Origin of the sequence: Mediterraneibacter catenae, assembly GCF_008691045.1 — a bacterium.
GTDB classification, from domain to species: Bacteria; Bacillota; Clostridia; order Lachnospirales; family Lachnospiraceae; genus Mediterraneibacter; species Mediterraneibacter ornithocaccae.
This window is the reverse complement of record NZ_VMSO01000014.1, coordinates 41,402-64,226: the sequence shown is the minus strand read 5'-3', so window position 1 is coordinate 64,226 and position 22,825 is coordinate 41,402. Positions and strand designations below refer to the sequence as shown.

Sequence of the window (22,825 nt, the reverse complement as noted above, 5' to 3'; positions counted from 1 at the left end):
TAGGAACAAAAAAATTTTTAACATCCATCCTCTATATCTAACTTTCTATATAAATACATTATAGGATAATCTTTGATGTCTTCCTTCTCTTCATCAGTAAGCTTTTTATAGTAATTGTCTGCATCTCCTTTTTGCTGCAATAATACACTTTTCCCAAATGATACTACATTATCTTCTGGCTGTATCTCTAAAAGATGCTTTCTGTCTTCCTTTTGAAACCCCTGTTTTCGGTATTTAATCTGCAAGCAATTTAATACATAATAGCTTTTTCCTTTCTCTAATATCTCAATTCGGTTTAATTGATATTCAGCTAAATCCAATAATTCTAAATTGTTAGTTGCGTCATAAGCATTTATCAAACTTAATGCAGCTTGATTCAATGTACCTACAGTATATTCATTTACATCTGCTTTATCTATTTGTTCTCTAATATATGTATAATCATAATAATACAAGTCATTTAAAACATACTGATCTAAAATTACAAATAATGGGACTTTAAAATAGTTCCCTTTTTCATCAGAATCAAAGGTTTGATATTTCCTTGTGTATATTGCATTCATAAGATCATTTTTTTCATCATTTTCATGTCTTGATACAATAATTGGCATATATTTATCTTCTATTTTCCAGTTAAAAATATGTTGTTTATCTGTCAAATCCTCATTATACAAGCCATTTCTCATAGCCACTATACTTTCCAATTGTTGCTTTGTTTGTTTAGATATAATTTTAAACGGCTTTTTAAAATCGAATTCAATCATTTGTAACACATCGTCTAACTGTATATAAAAATTTAATTTATCCTCCAACCTTTTTGGCATATCCAACTTTCCAAATTGGAAATTTCTATCTTCAATAGTAAAACTTGCATTCTGCTTTGCACACAACAAAAATTCTGCATCTATACGCAGTTGCTTTATTCCCGACTTTTCTTTAAATCTAACTTTACCCTTAACTAAGTCTATTTCAAGGTTTTCACTCAGAATTAGAATTATTCCTTCATTAAAAATGGTTTCCGCTTCATACTCTTTATAAAAAACTCTGCTTTCAATACCGAGCGTCTTATGAACCCTTTCTCTGATAACATATGTACTATCATCGTGCCATTCTAACGGAAGAGGTATAGGACAACCTTCTAATGTACCATATAAACAAACATCTCCCTCTGAAAGTCTCTGCAAAAATTCAAATTGATTTGATGCACCTACAGCTGATGCTGTTATGGATGTTACTTTTTCTATATCCTTTATCATTATCGTGTTCTGAACAGTAGGTCCGATACCAAATCCTTGTTTCCTACTCTCATTGCTGAACTGTTTAACAATAATATATAATCTATCAGCTGTCTTTTCTAATTTAGAAAAGGATATATTAATAGAGCCTTTATTTCCTTTTTTCTCAGCTGTTTCTAAATATGATTTAATTTTTGATGGAAATAACGACGAATAAAAAATTTCCCTTCTTTTTCCATCTTCCGACATAAATATTTCAAAATATAAAACGCCTCTATCCCTAAAATATACTTTCAGATCAGCAATTTTAACAGGATATGTAATGCGCTTTTTATTGATATAGTTTTGTTCTTTATCTATATGTCCTTTTATCTGTACAGGTACCTTATCATCATAATTTTCTTTACTTTGCTCTGCATTTTTTTTGAATATCTCAATATAGCCATCCCAACTCATTTCTTTATCCAAACGATTGAATTGGCTCTGCATAGTAAAATGATCATCAACTATGTTTTCCAATGATCTAATAGCTCGATCCTCTATTTTTGCCTTCGGAAGATCCATATTTTTTTCCTCACTAACCCAATTCCGTACTTTATTTTCTACATATTGTTATTCAAATAGGGGAAATGACATCTTTCTTCAAATCGCCTACATTTCTGAGATTTTTTATCAATAAAGCAATTATAATATAAATATCAGTATGATTCAATATACCCGTCTGTCGCTCTTACATCTTAAAAAGCACCGCACTTATTTAAACTTTTTTAAACTTCCACTTCACTTTAATATACTCCCCATCATACACCTCCACCCTCTCCACAAACATTTCCTCCATCGCTTTCGTCAGCTCCTTCGCCTCCCTATACTTCCTCACGATCTCCCCGATCCTCTTTACTTCATCATTCCCCTCCTGCCGCAGCGCAGCCTCTTTCAGCTTCTCCTGAATCTCTACCGCCTGTGCATTCAGTTCATTCCTCCCAGCAACAAACTCATCTCTGTCAAGCTGTCCATCCTTATATTTCTCATACAGAATAATCTTCCCATTCTCGATCTGTTCCAGAACTTTTTCATAATCCTGACTGTCCTGTTCCGCATGAACGTTTTTCTCCAATCTTTCCTGCATCTTTTCCCAGTCTATAAACTGTTCAAAATGCCATTTCAACGCTTCAAGTACCGCGCCTCTGATCTTCTCTGCCGAATACGCCGCCTTATAGCAGCTTGCATTCGGATTGCTTTCCCCATATCTGCAGATCAGCTTCTTTCTGTCTTTACTGTAAGACAACTTTCGCCCACAATGTCCGCATACAAAAGCATTGTATCTGTTGATCGTACTCGGCTGACTTTTTTCATATTTAAGAAACGTGGCCTGCGCTTTCTGAAAATCTTCTATTGAGACAATCCCCTCATGCGTACCTTCAACTCTTATCCAGTCGCTGCTGTCCATAGGTGTGTCTTTTCCGTAGATACCTTTCAATGTTCTACGAAGAGATACCATATTTCCGGCATACCTTTCATCTTTCAGAATAGCAACAACTTTCGTCGCATCCCAAGCTGTCTTTTCATTTACTTTCCGCCAGTCCATCCCCCGTTTATGATTCAAAGCATACTGTGCTGGGGATGGAATCTGTCTGGCATTCAAGTTTTCCGTAATTTTCTTTGCAGACCTTCCGGCAATCTTCATCTGAAAGATCTCCCGTACAACCTGTGCCGCCTCTTCATCAACCACCAACTTATGCTTGTCCTCTGCAGACTTCTGATAACCATACGGCGCATTAGCACTTGCAAACTGTCCGGACTGTGCCATCTTCTTTCTGACATTACGGATCTTTTTGGAAGTATCACGGCTGTAAAAATCATAGATAAAATTCTTAAAGGCTACCTCCAGTCCTGCCGTCTCCTGACCGCCATCCTTGCTGTCATAATGATCATTAACTGCGATAAAACGAATCCCGAGGAAAGGAAACAGCTGCTCAAGATAATCTCCAAGCTCAATATAATCACGCCCGAATCTGGACAGATCTTTTACTATGATACAGTCTATCCTTCCTTTTTTTGCAAGATCAATCAGCTCTGTAAATGCAGGACGGTCAAACCGTTTCCCGGTGAATCCATCATCACATTTCTCTATGATCCTGCAGCCCTGAAATTCCGAATGCTGCCGGATAAAATCATAGATCAGCATCCTCTGATTACTGATACTGTTACTCTCTTCCTTACCATACCGGATGCCGACATCCTCGTCTTCTTTTGAAAGTCGGATATACAGTGCGATCACATATTCCTCATTTTTATTCTGTATCATCATGCTGTACTTTCTCCTTTCTCTTTTCTGCAAGATCCGTCAGTTGTTTCAGTTCATCCTCGAATCTGAACACAATTTTCAGTCCACCTCCGGTATGTACTCTGATATCGGCTATGAATGCCTCCACAATTTCTCTGGTTAAAGTCGAAAATTCCGCATATTTTCTAACCAGATCGGAGAGTGTATCATTCAGTCTGTAATCCTCCGCATAAGAATCCTGCTCAGTGATCATCCGGTCAATTTCTTCCCGAAGTCTGTCAGCTTCCTCTGAGTAATGCTTTCTCATGGCAAGATACTCTGATTCATCCAGAATGCCATCACGATAATCTTCATAGATACCCGTGTTCATCCGTTCATAGCGTGCCGCCTGCCTCTGCATTTCCCGAATTTGATTTTTCAATGACGCAACCGCCTGTCGCATCTCTGCTTTCTGGTTCAACGTCTCAATCACCTTTTCCGTATCCATAAGCAGACTGATATGATATCGGATTGCTTCCGCCACCGTCTGGTCGAGCTGCGTTTTTCGAATACTTCTGGGCGGGCAAGAATAATTCTTCATGCTTTTTCTTCGGCAGCACTGATATACAGCAAACCGACTCTTTTCACCTGATTTTAAGGTGGTCACAAATTTTGACATCTTCATCGCGCCGCCGCAGTCTGAACAGTGAATCAGCCCGCGGAACAGATTTTCAGGCTGATAGTCATTATTAATTCCTGTTCTGTCAAAAAATTCTTTTCTGCTTTCCTCCTGCTTTTCCTGCACAAGATCAAAAAGTTTACGGTCAATAATGGGTTCATGAGTATTCTCAACTTCTTTCCACTGTTCTTCCGGCAGACGGTGTCTGGTGATTCCTTTCGCAAACAAACTCTGTTCTTTTCCATAGACCAGATTTCCAAGATACATTCTGTTCGTCAGCAGCCGTTTTACATTTGTCCGATTCCAATATGAATTCTGAAAAGATTTTTCCTTAGAGATTCCTTTCAATAAAAGATAGGCAGCCGGTGACGGGATACCCTCTTGATTCAACTGCGCAGCAATTCCACTCATCGACATACCATCTGCACGCATTTGGAAAATCCGTTTGACGATATCTTTTGTCTCTTCATCTATAATCAGATGATTCTTGTCCGCCGGATCTTTCAGATATCCGTACGGTGCATATTTCCCGGTAAATTTTCCCTGTTTCTTTCTGGTTTCCAAAGCTGTTGATACTTTCACAGATATATCTTTTGCATATCCTTCATTAATGATATTTTTCAGTGGTATAATCAGCGATTCATCGGCGCTGTTCGGTGCGGTACTGTCATATCCATCATTGATGGAGATGAATCTCACTTTAAAAAACGGAAATATCTGCTCCAGATAGTTTCCGGCTTCCAGATAATTTCTCCCCAAGCGGGATAAATCTTTCACCACGATACAATTTATCCTGCCGTCCCTCATATCCTGCATCATTTCATCAAATGCCGGACGGTCAAAGCACGTTCCCGAAAATCCGTTGTCTATATATTCCCTGTACAGATTCAATTCCGGATGTCTGCCAATATAATCCAGAACAAGCATCTCCTGATTCTGGAGACTGTATCCATCTTTTTTCCCGCTGTCTTCTGCCGACAATCTGATATAGGCAGCCGTCTGGTAAATTCCCCCACGATGATTCTTTGTTTCATCCTGACCAAGCGCACAGCTTCCTTGATTTCCGATTATTGCATCTGCATTTAACCTTTTCTTTCGTGCCATTATATAACCTCCTGCTGTCTGGTACTTTCTATCATTTCTTTTGCCTGTCTGAAAGAATCCTCGAAATTGAAAATAATTTTGATTCTCCTGTCCTCGTAGATCAGAATCCGGTTGATTGCGATTGCCGCAGCAAACCGCGTCAATTCTTCCAGTTTTCCAAATGATTTATAATACTTCATCCATTTGAAGCAGTCGGAACTATCCTGCTCTAATTCAGCGATCTGTCTATTCAGATCTTCTATCGTGCTCCGTGCTTCCTCCAGTCTGTGATCAAACTCCTGCTTCAGCTTTATATATTCCTGCCTGTCCAGAAGTTCATCCTTAAAGTCTTCATATGCGCCAATCTTCAACCGTTCTGTACGGGCAAGCTCTTCCTTCTTTTTAATAATACGGTCTCTTAATTTTCGAATCAGAAGTTGCGAGGATGGTGCGTCAGCGATTTCCTGAAGAGCTCTCTCTGTATCCAATACATTTTCTATATGAAGATTTACAGACTGAAAAACTGCATCCATCAGTTCTTTTTCATTGATTCTATGCCATGAGCATTTACTCCCATGACACTTTCCATTACAGACAAAATAACTGTAAGTCTGCCTTTTACCGTTTTTTCCTTTATAAACAGCCGTCTTTCTCACCATTGGCTGTCCGCAGTCACCACAAAAAACAAGTCCCGCAAGTGCAAACACGGTCTTTTCATCCGGTGACGTACGGGTATCTCGTTCTAAAAGTGTCTGAACGATATCGAACAGATATCTGTCAATCAGTGCCGGATGTGCATCCTCGATCCTGATCCAGTCTTTTTCCTCAACTGCCTGTCTGGTCTTCACCTTATGATTCGGAGTCGTCTGCTTCCCTTGAACCAATACACCGGTATAGATCTCATTTGACAGGATTCTGGAGACAGCTTTTGCGCTCCATACTGCCTTCGGATTTATCTTAAAGGCAGTAGAAAAACGAATACCGAGACTGCGCTTATACTCCATCGGCGAGAGAATCCCTTCTTTGTTCAGTACATCTGCGATCCTGTTCTGGCTGAATCCGTTTATTTTCATTCTGAAAATATCCTGTACGATCTGACCGGCGTATGTATCTATAATAAGACGGTTTTTATTCTGTGGATCTTTCAGGTATCCATAACAGGCAAATGCTCCGACAAATTCACCGTTCTTCCTTTTCACATCCAGATGACTCCTGATCTTTACAGACAGGTCCCTGCAGTAAGAGTCGTTAATGAGGTTTTTAAATGGCATGACAATATCATGCGCTGTGTCTGTATTCAGACTGTCATAATTGTCATTCACTGCAATGAATCTGACACCCAACATGGGAAAGAGTTTTTCCAGATATCGTCCAACCTCGATATAATTTCTGCCGAATCGTGAAAGGTCCTTTACAATGATACAGTCAATTTTCCCTTCCTTTATATCCGCCATCATCCTCTGAAATGCCGGCCTCTCGAAATTCACGCCGCTGTAACCATCGTCTTCATAAAATGACACAGCATGAATCTCCGGCTTTGATTTCAGAAATTCTGTAATCAGACTTTTCTGATTCGATATACTGTTGCTCTCACTTTTTGTTCCTACTACTACGTCCCCGTCTTCCTTTGACAATCTCAGGTAGACGCCGCCGCTGTACTTGTCCTTCCGCTGCATATGCATCCTCTCCCTTATTTGTATTATCAAATGGATTCCGGCAAACGCCGATGCAGAGTGGCAGCCCTGCATCGGCAGCGTGATTCTGTCAGGTTTCACAGATACTATATCCCGAAACAGTTTAATTACTCAAGGATGTCACATTCCTGACTGAACCATTAAAGCAAACGTATCATTCACTGTTTTCCCGTTATTTGAGTAATCAAATGCAACAACTATCTCCCCCACTCGGTACATATAAAGATTCGCTGTCTGTTTCAGGAGGTCCTGAATGTCCGGTTGATTATGGCTGTCTTTCTTCACATGAATATCCCGCAGATCAGCCAGAGAAGACCTGTCCACCTGCCGGATGTCCACATCTCTCATTTCCTCTAAGCTCATATCAACACCCCGATTTTTTCTTTATTCATAATTACTGTTAATTCCTTCAGAATATGCATGACAATCTCACGGTGCTTCCACATCTTCAGAAATATAAATCCCCAAGCTGATCTTAAGAGCCTCATCCACGCCCTTCATTTCTTCCTTTGACACCTTCCCGAGATAGCTTATAATCCTCGACTTATCAATGGTCTTGATCTGCTCCAACAGTGCAACCGAATCTTCCGGAAGTCCGCGGACTCCTGAAAGCAGATAATGTGTCGGCTGATCCTTTTTCTTATTGACCTGCGTAGTCAGCGGCGCAACAATCAGTGTCGGACAAAACAAATTGCCTGTATTATTCTGAAGCACAAGCACCGGGCGGGTGCCTCCCTGCTCTGAACCCTTAAATGGATTCAGATTTGCCATATAAATATCCCCTCTGCGGTAAACCCAGTTTTCTTTCATCATCTATCTTCCTCCTTATGTGTGCGGGATGTAATGAAAAGCCGCTGAAAATGAAATCTCCGGCGACTTTTCCACAAAAGTTATGATCTTTCTCACATTTGTCCACGACACCCCTGAGAATACGGAGGATAACTCCAGTGGGAAATCATCAGGCGGCGGCTTGCGAACCGCTCCATAGGAATCTAACCTCCCCGCCTTCCTTACGGCCGGGCTGCGAGTTACAGAAGTATCATTATCCCCTGCCCGGATCATCGCCCTTCCGGATGCAAAACCGGAATCCACAGCTCGTAAAAACCGCTCCCTCCTGACAGAGATCATGGCGCACGGCTGCATGGCTTTCGCAGAAGCGACGGGCAGGAACGTACCTGATGAATGTATATGAAGTTTTCAATGTACAATGAGAAAACTCCATCTCCATCCATCCCTTCGGATTTCCCCGAGAAGTTGTCCTCTCAGGGGATAGGCAGCGGGAAGCCTCAATCCGCAACCTGATTCTGAAAATTTTTCAAAATATTTTTTAACCGCCGGATTTTCTTACTGATATTCTGATGAGTACTGCCTTCCATCTTTGCGATATCCGTCACCGTATAGCCCTCGATCACGTAAAGCGTCAACAGCTCTTTGTCTTTTTCCGGCATCTTTTGTAAAATTTCACTCAGAACAGGATTTTCGATTTCATCAATCCATCCATATCTTCGGTCCGAATCATATTCTTCAGCCTGTATGCTAAATCTGGAGGAAAATTTCTTCATAAAAGAAGAACGGTCATCTGCGACCTCTTCCCCGTCCGGCATCACAGTTGAAAAATAAGTATTATGGATACCATAAGTACGATTCTTCCGGAATACTTCGCAGTCGAACTCATACATAGCGGCGATTGCAGATTCCTCCATCCCTGCTTCGCGATATTCCACACGCAGCTTTGTCCACATTGCATCAAACTTCCTCTTTTCACTTGCATAGTTAAAACTCATTCGGCTTCCTTTCCGAGCCACGAAAACGGAAGCCTGTTTTCAGCAAGCCAAAAAAGAGCCTGACAAAATGAACACAATCATTTCAAAAACGATTGCTTCCGTTTTGTCAGGCTCTTAATGATTATTTCGTCAAGTTCAGTCCATTCACAAACTCTTGATCTCCGGCGCTGCCTCTGAGGATTCTGCTGTCCAATCTGGCAGTTCCTCCGGAGATCTCACCCTATTCAGTTTTTGTATCAATTCAGCCCTGTTCCAGACACTGCTTATAACTCTTTACACGCCGTGCCATTCCCTCTATTGATCCACCACAACGATCTGCTGTCTCCGTAACGGTAATGCGGCTGCCTTCAACTTCTATCGTCAGATCACTATGACATTTATGGCACTGTATCTCCGCATTACTCGCTGTACAGCGAAATAAAATCTTCCCGCACACCGGGCACGTAACAATATACTTTTTTGAGCTTTCCATCCCTGTAGTCCTCCCTTCAATGGCAACACTCCACTTAAAAATCCTTTCTAAGCATCCCCGTCCGTCAAAGGGAAAGTAAACCGGACGGTTCCGCAATATCATAACGCCGGCAAGTTCCGACGCGGAAAAGTTCCGCTGCCTGCGATATAACTAAACTGATGATTTGGCTTCTACAAACCACTTAAAATTGTCTTCATAATACAGATGATGTCTTTTCCCGCCTATCATCACCGTATAGCGCAGACCGACGCCGCCCGCTTTCCTGCTCGCCGCCCGTTCAACCTGAACCACACGGTCGATATCGAAACGCCGCCCGTCCTTCCATATAATCCACAGCGGACGCAAAAAACCATCTGCGGAAAATTCCGCCGCCGTGCTGACGTATACTTTGCATGAACTTTCATCTCCCATGCTGCTCTGCCTCCATCACTTCATCACCGCACTCCGGTTAAATTTCCTCTCTGCATATAACCGCAGGGATGAACGATATTATCCTCTTTCGCATTCAGTGCAGAAAGTTTTCTGTCCTGATACATGATTCCTCTCTGAATCGAATAAAACCCGAAGCGCTTTCGTATTATATCAACTGTCTGATCCATTCTGTGATACCGCTCGCGCCGTTCCTGATCGCTGAATAGTGAAAGCTGCACAGGTGCAGTATCTATCTGCAGATCTGAAACACGAACGCCAACACTGCGGATCGGCTTCTGCCAATTATAATTTGCCCGGAACAGCTCCATTGCATATGTGGCTATTTCACTGGTAATATTAGTGGAAAGCGACACTTTCTTCTGCCGGGTAAAGCTGAACAGATCCTTGTCCCGGACAGATATCTCTACTACATTTCCAACAAAATGATGTTCACGCAGTCTGGCGGAAACACTCTCTGCCAACAGCCAGACAATAATAGACACATCTGTTTCTGTTGTCAAATCCCGGGGCGTTGTCGTGCTGTTCCCGATGCTTTTAATCGGCGCATTTTCATCCTGATAACAAACCGGCGTATTATCGTTTCCATTTGCAAAATAGGAAAGGATCATCCCTACTTTTCCTAGATGGATTTTTAATATATCCGAATCAGTTTCCGCAAGAGCGCCGATCGTATAGATGCCGAGTTTGTTCAATTTCTTCTTAGTTGCACGCCCCACAAAAAGCAGATCTTCAACCGGCAGCGGCCAGACGATATTTTTATAATTTTCCTGATTAATCACTGTGATCGCGTCCGGCTTCTTATAATCAGACCCGAGCTTTGCAAAAATCTTATTCCAACTCACTCCTATACTGACCGTAATTCCCAGTTCTTTCTTGATCCGGCGGCTGATTTCCTCCGCTATCTTTTCCCCCGAACCTTTCAGAGAACAGCTCTCTGTTACATCAAGCCATGATTCGTCAATACCGAATGCCTCCTGACGGTCCGTATAATCACTGTATATTTCATGTGCCAGACGAGAAAACCTTAAATACAAATCCATCCGCGGCGGTACAAACACTATATCGGGACAGACCTGCTTCGCCTGCCACAGAGCCATCCCGGTTTTCACGCCCGCCTTCTTCGCAAGCTGATCTTTGGCAAGTACAATACCATGCCGCGCCTCCGGATCACCTCCCACTGCTAATGGTTTGCCCCGCAGTTCCGGACGATGCAGCAGCTCAATACTTGCGTAACAGTTATTCATATCTGAATGAAGAATAGTCCTTTTCATACTCACACCTCCGCTTGACAAATAGGCAATTAAATGATATTTTATAGGCAAGTAATTTCCTCTTGTTGGCTTTGATTATAGGCAATCCGATTGCCGATGTCAAGAGGCAATTCGCGAGATAAAGGAAATATATTTCCTATTTGGAGGTGTAAAAGATGAAATTCGGTGAGAAAATCAAAGAACTGCGCACACAGAAAAAAATGTCTCAGACAGAGTTAGGGAAAGCAGTCGGAGTATCTCTCCGCACAGTCCGCGGATGGGAAGTAGAAGGACGTTACCCCAGACATAAAGATCTGTATTATAAACTGGCTGAAATTTTAGGCTGTGATATTTCTTATCTGATGAGTGAAGAAGAAAACTTTATTACAGAAGCTTCTGAACAGTACGGAAGCCGTGGTGCAAAACAGGCTCAGATGATATTAGAACAGACCGCTGCAATGTTTGCAGGAGGGGATTTAAGCGATGAAGATCAGATCGAATTCCTGAACGAAATCCAGACCCTCTACCTTGACTCGAAAAAACGTGCCAAGAAATTTACTCCAAAAAAATACCGCTCTGCTGACAGCGAATAAACTGACTGTCCGTTTTTTTGGACATCCTATATGTTAAGGTTTATCTATCCTGAAATTATTCGCCGTTGGAGGTGATACTTTACGAGCAACTATATTTATGATCGGGTACAGAAATTAATCAAAAAGCATCATACCCGTGATCCATTTAAGATTTTAGAAAATATGAATGTGATTGTCATAGAATCGGATCGGTTTAAATCCCTAAAAGGATTCTGCTTTATAAGCTGCCAGACAACCTATGTTGTCGTCAATACGTTTCTTGCAGATGCAGTGAAACAGATCGTTGCAGCGCACGAACTGGCACATATTATTCTGCACCGAAACCAGTTGAAAATAGCTCCTATGAAAGATACGGTTCTTTACGATATGGCGTCTCAGACAGAGTATGAAGCAAATCTTTTTGCCGCGGATCTGCTGCTTGATGATGAAGAAATACATAAATTGTCGCAGGATGAAGACATGGACTATTTCAATATGTGCAAGGCACTCTATGTCACGCCGGATTTTATGAGCTTCAAGTTATTCAGCCTGATCCGGCGCGGTCATGCCTATAATCTGCCGCAGGGAATAAACAGCAGATTTCTGGCAAAATAATGAATATTGCCACCATCCAGGACACAGGAAGGGACATGGAAAAACTTACATACTTCCATGTTCCTTCAAAATACTATTTTCTCAGTAAACTTACCGCATCCAGAAATCCCTGCTGATAAGCCACCCTTCCATATTCTGCACTTCTCGCATTTACTGCAGACAAGGCAGTATCAATAATCTCCCATTCTTCTTTGGTAAGCTCTATCTGGTCTATATCTTTAATCTTCTGCTTTGTTTCCTCGTTTACTCTACAGTACTTTTCGTCTTTTTCCAGTACCTCTTTCAGCGCCCGCTCTACGCGCACCTTATACATTCCCTCTAAAATCGTTGTATTCGTGTTAAATGCAGATGATTCCAGGGTGATTCTCTCAAGGGTATCCTGTGTATCTTCGCTGACATTTTTTATTACATCCTTCATCAGCACCATTGCGATCTGCAGACCGATTTCAGTATATACACTTGCCGTCTCGCTTGTAAGTTCATTCGATAAATCCAGTAATTTAGAACTGGGACTCGGATCATGTTTTGCTACCTCTTTTTCAAATCGTGCATAAGGTTCTTCCAACCGTTCCTCATAACTTCTGTGATCCGCATTCGGTCCGATACCAAACAGAAGATAATCTACGATTCCTCTAATTGTGGCTCTCTCAAAGATCTGATCTATACTTTGCATTTTCTTACTCCTATATGTGAATTTCCTTGTATTCACGATTAAATATCTCTTATGGGAACATAAACAATATCAATCTGTATTCTTCGCCCTTCCTCAGTTTCCGGCTCAATATCATATCTGATTCTATAATCCCGAATGAAATACCCACGGTACGGATCTGAGAGTGTATATAACTGTTTTTCCTCAAAATCTACCAGACAATATCCGGTGGAGCTTATATTCTCTTCGTCGCCGCTGTTTACCTCGTCTTCATAGAATCCACAGACTTCATCCAGACAATCCTGACACAGTACATCTGACAGTTGATCCAGATCTGCCTCGTCATCCTCACCGGCATATACAGAAACTGAACTGAAGCCCCTTTCCGGCGTTCCGCGAATAGTAATACTACCGCCACTGTCTCCAAATGAATTATGTCGCGTACTTGATCCGTCAGTGTCAAATAATTCGTTTCCATCATCATTGTACAGCCTGACTTCCGTATCAAAGACCGATTGATTATTCCAGTGAATAATTCCTATGGAGTCACGCCCCGAATAATATGACATCAAACTTCTGGTCATATCTCCACAAACAAAACATTGATCTGGAGAAATTGTAGATTCTTTCTGTATACTCCCCTCTTCTATGCTGATATCATCTTCAGATATTCCCACATTAGCGCAGCCTCCTATCAAAAGGCATACCGAAATCACTGCAAGAGAAATTGTCTTTTGTTTCATTATTTCCTCCAAAAACAAGGGCAGCCCTGTAACCTATCAATTACAGACTGCCCTTATTTACTGATTATGCCCTCTATATACGCACTGACTAATTCTTTCTGATGCCGGTCCATTTTGTTCCATTTCACCAACAACTCTTTCTGCTCCTCCGTCAGATTTGGAAATTCATCATCTTCAGAAAAGAACTGCGCCAGTGAAATGTCAAATCCCTCACAAATTTTTTCCAACGTCTGAAAAGTAGGTACACTCTTTCTGTTAAGTAACGTTGATAAAGACGATTGAGCAATTCCTGACCGCTGTGCAAGTCGGTATCTGCTTATATGCTTTTGCTCACAAAGCTGCTCGATCCGCTCAATAATATAGTTCTCAGTAAGCAAGTATTATACACCTCATTTCTGAACCTGATATGTATATTTTACTTTGAAAAATATTTCATTATCAGATTCTATATAACGATATATAATACTTAATTATTGCGTCATACTTGGACAAAAAAATAAGAGCTACTGCTTAGTATATCACACCAGTCCAGATTCAATCATAAATACTTTCTAGCTCTGGGATGATATTTACAGTTTAACATAACGGTATTTTCAGTACAAGCATTTTGTATATTATCACTCAATCAAACGGTAAAATAATTACAAAAAGGTGGGTGATATCATGGATGTACACAAAAGACTTCGGCAATTACTGAATGAACGCGGATGGACAGAATACCGGCTCTCTAAAAAATGCGGTCTGTCTGAGTCCACATTGGCTAACATTTTCCGCCGGAATACAATGCCATCCATCACAACACTGGAAGCAATCTGCAATGGTTTCGGTATTACTTTGTCTCAGTTTTTCGCTGAAGACGAAATGGTTGAGCTTACACCTGAGTTAAAAAACTTATTTGACAAATGGATATCATTAACACCGGAACAGAAAGACGCTGTTTACCGCATGGTAGATGCTTTCGACAATTCATAATTGTCTCTTAGTATTTTCTTGACCGCTTTTGCCACTTCATATATAATCCGTTTTTCATAGCTACTGCAGTCTGCTAAGAGCAAGTCCATGTCTGTCTGATATTCTGTCGGATTATACATTTGATTCCCGTTCAGCAGCTCGTCCACTGTTACTCCTAAGATATTTGTAATACGGATCAGTGCATCCAGACTTACTCTTCGTCTTCCATTTTCAATCATATTGACATAGGATACGGACAGCCCTGCCTTTTCCGCTAAATCCATCTGTGAGAGTTCGCTATCTTGACGGATCTCGTGAATCCTCCTTCCGATCAATCGAAAATTTACTTCCATTACATTTCCACCTCCTTCCCCCGCTAATCATAGCAGGTGGAAATGTCTTTTGCTTTATATGGGAAATTTGCAATTTATCTCCACTGTTTTTCACAGAGTGTGAAGTCTTTCACTTACAGTTTCTTTTTATATTTTCCGGGAATTATATAATAGTTATATCCGAACGCAAATACAAAGGAGCAGGTTATGAAAGAAAGCGAAGAAAGGATTCACGATGCGCATCTCCAAAAAGCAAAAATACGGGAGCGCTATAAAGGCATTAATCCTGATGAACTAGATGTGATTCCCGCGAAACCACAGGAAAGCCTCTATGACGATACCCGTGAAAAGAGAGTCGGTGCCTATGTCCGTGTATCCACAGACGATCCCCGGCAGACCACATCCTATGAACTGCAAAAAAATCATTATGAAGATCTTGTCACACACCGCCCCGGGTGGAAATTAGTTGAAATCTATGCTGATGAAGGTATATCAGGCACCTCTTTAAAACACAGGGACGCCTTTATCCGCATGATCGCAGACTGCAAACGGGGGAAACTTGATCTAATCGTAACAAAGAGCGTCTCGCGCTTTGCACGGAATGTCGTTGATTGCATTAAATATGTCCGGGAACTGAAAGCACTTCCTTCTCCTGTAGGCGTATTTTTTGAAGCAGAAAGTATCTACACACTGGACCGCAACAGCGAAATGAGCCTTTCATTTATTTCTACATTTGCGCAAGAGGAAAGCCACAATAAAAGTGAGATTATGAATGCATCTATCGAAATGCGTTTTAAACGTGGGATCTTTCTTACCCCACCACTTCTCGGATACGATCAGGACGAAGATGGGAATCTGGTGATTAACGAAGAAGAAGCAAAAACTGTCCGTCTCGCATTTTTTATGTATTTGTACGGATACAGTTCACAGCAGATCGCGGATACGTTCACGAAGCTTAAGCGCAGGACCAAAAAAGGGAATACCGTCTGGTCGTCAAATTCGATTATTCAAATTCTGCAAAATGAGCGGCATTGCGGTGATGTTCTTGCGCATAAGACATGGACTCCCAGTTACCTCGACCATAAATCAAAGAAAAACCGCTTCAACCGGACACAGTACCGTCAAAAGGATCATCACGAGGCAATCATCTCCCGGGATGATTTTATCGCTGTACAACGGATGATCAGTAATGCAAAATATGGGAACAAAGGCTTTCTTCCTGAATTACAGGTAATCTCAAGCGGAATTCTGAAAGGATATGTCTCTATCAACCCACGATGGGCAGGATTTACGGCTGACGACTATCGTGCTGCCTCGGCAAGTGTCTGTGGTGAGAAAGACGTCTCGGCAGAATCCCAAAAAATCGAAGTAACGGACGGCACTTTTGATCTGAGAGGGTTTGAGGTCGCTCGGGCTGAATTTTTCAGCGTACCTGATAAACCAGCAGTCACATTTGCAGGCAACTATATCCGATTCAGTTCGTATTCATTGAAAAAATTTCCAAAGCAGAAATACGTTGAGTTGCTTGTCCATCCGGGAAAACTTCTGCTCGCTGTCCGTCCCTGCACAAAAGATACTCGGAATGCAGTTCAGTGGACAACAGCAAATGATCAGCCTGCAAATATTTGGTGTATGGCATATATCTCAACACTTTTTTCCCTTTTTAACTGGAAAAAAGAGCTGAGATACCGCATAATCGGGCAACTTTTTCAAAAAGAAAATGAGTCGTTTCTTTTATTTGATCTGCACGACACACAGGTAAACATCTCTTCTGGAGATAAACAGGAGAAAACAAATAAAACTCCTGTTCCAGAAAATGTGTCAGATAAAACGCATAAAAACATTATTGGATATCCTGTCAGTTGGAGTAATAATTTCGGCAAAAACTATTATTCTAAACAACTTGAGAATGATCAAATACGTCTTTCAGAGGGTGACTGGAACAGTAGCCTTCCCAGTGTGCCATATAAAGAATCTGATCTGAAGGTAACTCATCCGGATGAGGTGAAAAAGGCGATTTCATCCATTATACATGATATGAAACAGGAGATCACAAATGACACCAGACAACTATATCCAGACATTTACTCCACCTGAACATAACTCTATGGAGATTGTTGAGGATAATTCATTCAGCTATGACGGCTATCAAGTAGTTCGCGGAGAATTTTTTGCCCATATCCATGAGCCATCCTTTACTTTTAACAACAACAAGGTATATCTGAACATGGCTTGTATACGGAAGCTGCCCCAAACAGAATATGTACAGATCTTAGTTCACCCAGAAGAAAAAAGACTTGCCGTCCGCCCCTGCAAAGAGGAAGAAAAAGATTCATTCCGTTGGTGTACTAAAAACGCTAAAAAACGCGGGCCGAAACAGATCACCTGCCGCGTATTCTATGCAAAAATCTTCTCACTCATGGGATGGAATCCGCAATACCGGTATAAACTGCTCGGTAAATTGATCCAGAGCAACGGAGAACTGCTTTTTATCTTTGACCTGAAGACACCTGAAATCTATCCCCGCACGGTAAAAACCGGAGATGCAAAGAGCTCTCAGCTACCAAACTACCCCGAGAGTTGGAAAAATCAGTTTGGCATCTCTATGGAAGAACATCAAAAGACTTTGCAGGTAAATATATTCGATGGATACGCCATTTTTGATATTCAGAGCACAGCCGCCGAATCTGCGCCTACGCACCCAAAATATGCTGATTCACAGGAGAAAACAAACAATGTCACATAAACCTGAAAGCAGACCGACCATTTTTATTGATATGAAAAAAAGCCGGATCAGGATTCACAGGCGCACCTTACAAATGCTTGGAAATCCAACCCATATTCAGCTTCTTGTAAACCCAGATTCGCGGACAATTGCTGTAAAGCGCACATCCGAATATGATCATCTTTCCCACCGGATACCAGAAAATGAATTACTACACCATAAATGTTGCGAATTATACAGCCGTGATTTTCTAAAAGCGCTCCGCGCCACAAGTTCCGGATGGACAGACAAGGCGACATATCTCATATATGGAACGCTGATAGAATCCTGCAATCTCGTCCAGTTTTCTATGAAGGATTCCATTCCTGTAAACAATACGCAGAAGGGAGGGCAGGACAAATGATTAAAATTGCCTTACGTGACCTGAATATTGATTTTGAATTTGGCAATCTTTCCCCAGATATGCCGCAGGAACAATATGACAGTCTGGAAGAAAACCTTGTTGACCACGGCTGCAGAGATCCTCTTCTGATATGGAACGATTATATTATTGACGGGCATTACAGATACAATCTTTGCCATAAATGGGATATCCCGTTTCCTGTTGAAAAAATCAATTTCCCATCCCGGGAAGACGCTATTATATGGATCTGCAGGCGACATCTTAAAAAGCAGTACCTTACAGCAACCAATCAGCGATATCTGATCGGCAAATATTTCAATGCCGGGAGAGCCGTCATTTCCCGGGAACACGGAGAAATTAATATAAATGGAAAATTTCTTAGCGCTCGATATCTGGCAGCGGCAAAAATTGCAGAAGGGTACAGTTTTTCTCACCATGCCGTGTATAAATATGGAACGATGGCGGATGCCATAGATGTAATCTTTACCAAAGAGCCGGAACTGGCGCACAGGATTCTTTCTGAACAGATCAAAGGGTCTTATGCAAATATCAGAGCGGTTTCCAAACTTCCAAAAGACAAGCTGCGAAGCCTCAACCGCTATCTTTCTGACAACCGACAGGATCATATCCTGTATTCACACATTGAGCATGAATTACAGACTCGGAGCTCCGGAAGCCAACATCCAGAAGCTAGGATTCCTCAAAAACAGTCAGAGACAATCCGGGCTGAAATCAAAGAAATGCCACGCTATGATCCTGATGCTGAAATCGCCAGTCTTGCTCTGACTATTCCCTCATGGATCAGCTCTATCGAACGTGCACAATCTATGACAAACTTGCAGCTAATCTCAGCCGGTGCCCGTGAGCGAATTAAAGTACAGTTGTATCAGCTTAGTAGCACGACCGCTACGCTTCTAAATGCAGTGAAGGAGAATGAATAAATGGATGATTTATCACAGTTTGTTCCAAAAGTACATTTTGAACAAATCCCGATCAAAAATCTTGTTTCCAATCAGGAATATCAGCGTAACATTTCCATCAAACACGTGCAGAGGGCTGCCGCTCATTTTGATCCATATCAGATCAATCCCGTAAAAGTCAGTCGCCGGGATGGTGTGAACTATGTATTCAACGGACAGCATACCATCGAGATTGTAGCCCTCGTATCAAACTCCCGGGAGACACCGGTATGGTGCATGATTTATGATGATCTGGAATACGAACACGAAGCAGATATCTTTGCCAATCAGCAAAAATATGTAAAGCCTCTTCTTCCCTATGAAATATTCATGGCAAATATTGAAGCCGGAAGTGATAAACAGCTAATTATACGTGATCTGGTAGAATCCTATGGATTGAAGATTTCTTCTAAATCCGCTCCCGGTCACATCTGTGCTGTCGCCACTTTGGAATCCATCTATGACCGGTATGGGTATCACGTCCTCGACCGGGTTCTCCGCCTTATGGTCGGTACATGGGAAGGAGTTACTCAGTCACTCAGCGCAAATATGCTGAATGGGCTCGCCCGTCTGGTCTATGCTTATGGCGATAGTCTGAAAGAAGATATGTTCAAAGAAAAACTGAGCAGAGTCTCTATCAAAGAACTTGTCCGGGCCGCAAATGAACGCAGAGCCGGATCACTAGGATTTGCAGAAGCGATGCTGATCTTTTACAACAAAAAAACTCATGCAACTGCGTTGGAGTGGAATGTTCTTTATACTACTAAGGTGGGAAAAGGACGGATTGATCAGGAGGGGATACAAGCAGACCGTGATGAAATGGTGGAAGAGCCGGAGATGGATGCAGGCGAGCAGATGAATATGTTTACCGAAGAGGATATCTAACCTTGGATTTCTCATAACCTTTATATAATACTCCATAAGAAGAGCAGTGAAAATATTTTATTTTGTCTATTTCCACTGCTCTTTAATATAAATTTTACTTTAAAAACCAAAGTTCCGACTATTTTTTACCCTTTAATCATACTTCAGCTTTCCAAATAAAGTTCTATGGAAATGTGATAATTCTTTTTTTGAATCTTCATATCCCAATTCAGCTGCCTTAGAAAAATGTTGATATGCATTTTCCAAATTATCCTTTGAATTTGTCTGCGCCAAAAAAATTCCTCCCATATTGTGTAGACAGTTTGCATACATTTCATTATCTAACCATTTATCATACTCCAATGCTTTTGCCGTATACTGAGCAAACCCGAATGTATCATCTTTAAATAAAGACACTACCGCCATTCCATGTAGAGCATCTGAACATAGATAATTTTTACATACATCTTCAAAATAACTGTACGCTTTCGATAAATTAGCGGCATCCTTTAAATCAGAATAACAAATAACCCAACCCATTTCCCACTCATTCTGATAATAAATCTCGTTAATTTCATCAATATTACATTCTCCAGAATCTTTTAATTGCAACAGCATTTCATTTGATTTTTGTAAGTCGCTAAGAACATCGCTGTCATAAATTCGATTCTTTCTCCGTACTTTTGCCCATCTGGATAAACATTCGGCATAGTATAAATCACCTTTTGACGTATGTAGACTTAAGCATCTATTTGTCCAGAATTTCATTTTTTCAAAATTATAGAAATCCGGTCCAAATGATGAATCCCCCATATAAATTACTGCCAAGCACATACAAGATTTTTCATTTCCTCTTATTGCATCTTTTACCAGATCAGGGATCTCATTCTCAATTATGTCGATATCTTCTCCTGTAAATAGCTCCAACATCTGCTTAGCATTATCATTGCCGCCATCTGCTGCTCGCCTCAAACATTCAACAGCTTGATCATCATTTTGTTCTAAGTATATCAATCCTTTTATATACCATGCAGTCGGTTCTTGTGATACATCAACTTGAGATAAACATTTCATTGCCTTGTTCAAGTCTTTTTCTACATAATCAGGTACACCCCTTCTATACAAATCTCCTAAAAATAAATTTGCTCTCTCATCATTTTGGTCCGATGCCTCCTTTAATAATTGGAATGCTTTAGCTTCGTTTTCCTCAGTTCCTTTCCCTAGATAATACATTGTTCCCAAGAAAAAAGCACTATTTGGATCAGGATCTTCATCAGAGTGCGCTAAGCTGTATAGCTCAAAAGCTTTTTCTGCATTTTCTTCAACACCGATTCCTTGTTCATAAAATGTGCCTAATGGTAATGCCGCCTGCAAAGCACCTGCATTAATGGCTTTTTCATAACTCTCTATTGCCTGTGCCCACATCCCTTTATGTCTATAAATTTCTCCAATATTATAATAAACATCTGAACGTCCATGTTCTACAGAAAATTCGTACAGTTTAAGTGCTTTTTCATAATCCTGTTCGATTAAGTCACCAAACTCATACATAATTCCTAACTGAACCGCCGCATCTGCATCGCCCAATTCTACTGCTGCTTCATAATACCCTATACCTTCTTCACGCTGATCTTCTCCGAATTCTTCATCTAAATATGCATATGCCAGCCTATACATTGCACAAGTATTTCGTTGGTATTGAAGAATTTTTTTATATAACTCCATAGCTTTACTCGTATTTTTTTCTGCTCCTGACTCTCCGAATTGATACCTTCTAGCCAGTTCATACATTGCCGTAGGATTATTTTTGTTAACTTCGGCTATTACATCGTCTAAATTCGCTGTTTCGTATACTTTATCGTATTCTGTTACTATCGGTAAGTCATTATTTAATAAAATATCTTTATTCATCGTACATTCCCCTTAAAATAGTCAATTATATTACTTAATTCAAACCAAGATTTTATAATAAATATTCAATCTATGAATAACTTATTGCTATTTGCAGATACTAAATCTGCCTGATACATCATAAATAAATACCTACTACCTGCTTCATTCAGATTTCCATTTTCATAATCATGTATCACTTTCCGAATTTCATTATATATCCATGTACATATTTCTTCCCTTTTATCAGATCCTTTTATTTGCTGCACTATACGAGGGGCTTCATTATAATAGAATTTGATAATCTTTTCACCCAAAACCGTTTTTTTCAATATCTCATCTCTATACTTTCGCATCATTGTCAACTCATAACAATCGTCTGGAAGGCCTTTTTCTTCACAACAAACTGTTGTGAGAAAACATCCCCCACTACCACTGCCACGTTGTTTATAATATCTACATTCTTTTACTTCATCTGGATCTTCATATGTTTTTCGATAGGTACAATACCACTTATATCCATATTTCTCAGTCGGATCAATATATTCACAATCCTTACATTTACAATAATAATCCGTCGACATTTTCATTTCCTCCTTCACAATATTACTTTGTGGCACTCATCATTTCCCGTTCTCTAGGCGCATTATTCTTACTTACTTTTTTGCTAATTTTTTCAATTTCTAGCGCACATAATACAACCATATGGTAGCATATCCACTTTTGAAAAGCAACTATATGATAGCATTTCGAAGAGGTGATATAATGCAATTTCATCGTTTAGAAGACTTAAGAATTGATAATGATCAAACTCAAGCCGAGATTGCTGAATATCTAGGTTGTCAGCGTGAAGTATATAGAAGATATGAAAAAGGAACACGACAAATTCCTGTCGATATGTTAATACAACTTTCGCTGTTATATAATGTCAGTATAGATTATATAGTTGGACTTACAAACGAAAAGAAACCCTATCCGAGAAAGATATGAAAGTACTATTCCTTAGATACCCAAATTCTTGATGTTCAGATTTTCACAACTTAGCAAGCAGGGCAGAGTGGTACCACTCTGCTCATTCCGTTCACCGCCCTCCGGCGTCTTTCCGTCATTCTGCTTGTTGGTGAAGTCTCCCCAAGCCCCTCATATTCATCATCTCCGATGATGGCTGCGCGTTCGTTCCGAACGCTTTTCCGCCGCAGGCACAAAGAAAAAGACCGGAGCAGACGT

24 protein-coding genes are annotated in these 22,825 nt (G+C 40.7%); 8 read left to right on the top strand and 16 right to left on the bottom strand.

Going from position 1 to position 22,825, the window contains the following annotated elements:
* Positions 1-17: 17 nt before the first annotated feature.
* The 10 genes from FNY66_RS10980 to dinB form a co-directional block, all read right to left on the bottom strand.
* Positions 18-1,799 carry a DUF4365 domain-containing protein gene (locus FNY66_RS10980; RefSeq protein WP_150311185.1) on the bottom strand — a complete coding sequence of 594 codons (1,782 nt, stop codon included), beginning with the start codon at positions 1,797-1,799 and terminating at the stop codon, positions 18-20.
* A gap of 193 nt (positions 1,800-1,992) precedes the next feature.
* Positions 1,993-3,543 carry a recombinase family protein gene (locus FNY66_RS10975; RefSeq protein WP_150311184.1) on the bottom strand — a complete coding sequence of 517 codons (1,551 nt, stop codon included), beginning with the start codon at positions 3,541-3,543 and terminating at the stop codon, positions 1,993-1,995.
* Positions 3,527-5,281, bottom strand: a complete 1,755-nt coding sequence (locus tag FNY66_RS10970; protein ID WP_150311183.1) for a recombinase family protein — start codon at positions 5,279-5,281, stop codon at positions 3,527-3,529. The genes FNY66_RS10975 and FNY66_RS10970 overlap by 17 nt, the downstream gene beginning before the upstream one ends.
* Positions 5,281-7,035, bottom strand: a complete 1,755-nt coding sequence (locus FNY66_RS10965; RefSeq protein WP_229409504.1) for a recombinase family protein — start codon at positions 7,033-7,035, stop codon at positions 5,281-5,283. Before FNY66_RS10965 ends, FNY66_RS10970 begins: the two co-directional genes overlap by 1 nt.
* 39 nt (positions 7,036-7,074) lie before the next feature.
* The gene (locus FNY66_RS10960; RefSeq protein ID WP_150311182.1) at positions 7,075-7,317 is read right to left on the bottom strand and encodes a DUF6870 family protein; all 243 of its coding nucleotides are present in this window, start codon (positions 7,315-7,317) and stop codon (positions 7,075-7,077) included.
* Between the two features lie 66 nt (positions 7,318-7,383).
* Positions 7,384-7,764, bottom strand: coding sequence for a type II toxin-antitoxin system PemK/MazF family toxin (locus FNY66_RS10955; protein ID WP_150311197.1), 381 nt, complete (start codon positions 7,762-7,764; stop codon positions 7,384-7,386).
* Between the two features lie 476 nt (positions 7,765-8,240).
* Complete coding sequence (locus tag FNY66_RS10950) at positions 8,241-8,738, bottom strand: sigma factor-like helix-turn-helix DNA-binding protein (RefSeq protein WP_150311181.1); 498 nt, start codon at positions 8,736-8,738, stop codon at positions 8,241-8,243.
* Positions 8,739-8,979: 241 nt separating this feature from the next.
* On the bottom strand, positions 8,980-9,210 hold the full coding sequence (locus FNY66_RS10945; protein WP_150311180.1) for a hypothetical protein: 231 nt from the start codon (positions 9,208-9,210) through the stop codon (positions 8,980-8,982).
* Positions 9,211-9,360: 150 nt separating this feature from the next.
* Positions 9,361-9,621: a hypothetical protein gene (locus FNY66_RS10940; RefSeq protein WP_150311179.1), complete on the bottom strand. Its 261-nt coding sequence runs from the start codon at positions 9,619-9,621 to the stop codon at positions 9,361-9,363.
* A 23-nt stretch (positions 9,622-9,644) separates the two neighbouring features.
* On the bottom strand, positions 9,645-10,913 hold the full coding sequence (dinB, locus tag FNY66_RS10935) for a DNA polymerase IV (RefSeq protein ID WP_150311178.1): 1,269 nt from the start codon (positions 10,911-10,913) through the stop codon (positions 9,645-9,647).
* Positions 10,914-11,068: 155 nt separating this feature from the next.
* Between dinB and FNY66_RS10930 the strand changes: the two genes are divergently transcribed.
* Both FNY66_RS10930 and FNY66_RS10925 read left to right on the top strand, forming a co-directional pair.
* On the top strand, positions 11,069-11,485 hold the full coding sequence (locus FNY66_RS10930) for a helix-turn-helix transcriptional regulator (protein WP_150311177.1): 417 nt from the start codon (positions 11,069-11,071) through the stop codon (positions 11,483-11,485).
* 162 nt (positions 11,486-11,647) lie between these two features.
* Positions 11,648-12,079, top strand: coding sequence for an ImmA/IrrE family metallo-endopeptidase (locus FNY66_RS10925; RefSeq protein WP_150311176.1), 432 nt, complete (start codon positions 11,648-11,650; stop codon positions 12,077-12,079).
* Positions 12,080-12,152: 73 nt separating this feature from the next.
* Here FNY66_RS10925 and FNY66_RS10920 read toward each other — a convergent pair whose 3' ends face one another.
* Genes FNY66_RS10920 through FNY66_RS10910 form a run of 3 tightly spaced genes read right to left on the bottom strand, consistent with a single transcriptional unit; the run spans position 12,153 to position 13,851 of the window.
* Entirely contained in the window at positions 12,153-12,752 is a 600-nt protein-coding gene (locus tag FNY66_RS10920; protein ID WP_150311175.1) for a hypothetical protein, read from the bottom strand.
* A 38-nt stretch (positions 12,753-12,790) separates the two neighbouring features.
* Complete coding sequence (locus tag FNY66_RS10915) at positions 12,791-13,474, bottom strand: hypothetical protein (protein ID WP_150311174.1); 684 nt, start codon at positions 13,472-13,474, stop codon at positions 12,791-12,793.
* Between the two features lie 53 nt (positions 13,475-13,527).
* The gene (locus FNY66_RS10910; RefSeq protein ID WP_150311173.1) at positions 13,528-13,851 is read right to left on the bottom strand and encodes a helix-turn-helix domain-containing protein; all 324 of its coding nucleotides are present in this window, start codon (positions 13,849-13,851) and stop codon (positions 13,528-13,530) included.
* 286 nt (positions 13,852-14,137) lie between these two features.
* Between FNY66_RS10910 and FNY66_RS10905 the strand changes: the two genes are divergently transcribed.
* On the top strand, positions 14,138-14,446 hold the full coding sequence (locus tag FNY66_RS10905; RefSeq protein WP_190324833.1) for a helix-turn-helix domain-containing protein: 309 nt from the start codon (positions 14,138-14,140) through the stop codon (positions 14,444-14,446).
* Here FNY66_RS10905 and FNY66_RS10900 read toward each other — a convergent pair.
* Positions 14,413-14,778, bottom strand: a complete 366-nt coding sequence (locus FNY66_RS10900) for a helix-turn-helix domain-containing protein (RefSeq protein WP_150311172.1) — start codon at positions 14,776-14,778, stop codon at positions 14,413-14,415. The genes FNY66_RS10905 and FNY66_RS10900 overlap by 34 nt on opposite strands.
* Positions 14,779-14,964: 186 nt before the next feature.
* On the opposite strand from FNY66_RS10900, the gene FNY66_RS10895 reads away from it, so the two are divergent.
* From FNY66_RS10895 to FNY66_RS10880, 4 genes are all read left to right on the top strand, one after another.
* Positions 14,965-16,854: a recombinase family protein gene (locus FNY66_RS10895; protein WP_150311171.1), complete on the top strand. Its 1,890-nt coding sequence runs from the start codon at positions 14,965-14,967 to the stop codon at positions 16,852-16,854.
* Positions 16,814-17,503 carry an integrase gene (locus FNY66_RS10890; protein WP_229409503.1) on the top strand — a complete coding sequence of 230 codons (690 nt, stop codon included), beginning with the start codon at positions 16,814-16,816 and terminating at the stop codon, positions 17,501-17,503. Before FNY66_RS10895 ends, FNY66_RS10890 begins: the two co-directional genes overlap by 41 nt.
* Positions 17,504-17,761: 258 nt before the next feature.
* Positions 17,762-18,826, top strand: a complete 1,065-nt coding sequence (locus FNY66_RS10885; protein ID WP_150311170.1) for a ParB N-terminal domain-containing protein — start codon at positions 17,762-17,764, stop codon at positions 18,824-18,826.
* The gene (locus tag FNY66_RS10880; RefSeq protein WP_150311169.1) at positions 18,827-19,729 is read left to right on the top strand and encodes a DUF6551 family protein; all 903 of its coding nucleotides are present in this window, start codon (positions 18,827-18,829) and stop codon (positions 19,727-19,729) included.
* 132 nt (positions 19,730-19,861) lie between these two features.
* On the opposite strand, the gene FNY66_RS10875 is transcribed toward FNY66_RS10880, so the two are convergent.
* Both FNY66_RS10875 and FNY66_RS10870 read right to left on the bottom strand, forming a co-directional pair.
* Positions 19,862-21,619, bottom strand: a complete 1,758-nt coding sequence (locus FNY66_RS10875; RefSeq protein ID WP_150311168.1) for a tetratricopeptide repeat protein — start codon at positions 21,617-21,619, stop codon at positions 19,862-19,864.
* A 65-nt stretch (positions 21,620-21,684) separates the two neighbouring features.
* On the bottom strand, positions 21,685-22,182 hold the full coding sequence (locus FNY66_RS10870; RefSeq protein WP_150311167.1) for a CFI-box-CTERM domain-containing protein: 498 nt from the start codon (positions 22,180-22,182) through the stop codon (positions 21,685-21,687).
* Between the two features lie 181 nt (positions 22,183-22,363).
* On the opposite strand from FNY66_RS10870, the gene FNY66_RS10865 reads away from it, so the two are divergent.
* Positions 22,364-22,588, top strand: a complete 225-nt coding sequence (locus FNY66_RS10865; RefSeq protein WP_150311166.1) for a helix-turn-helix domain-containing protein — start codon at positions 22,364-22,366, stop codon at positions 22,586-22,588.
* Positions 22,589-22,825 lie beyond the last annotated feature (237 nt).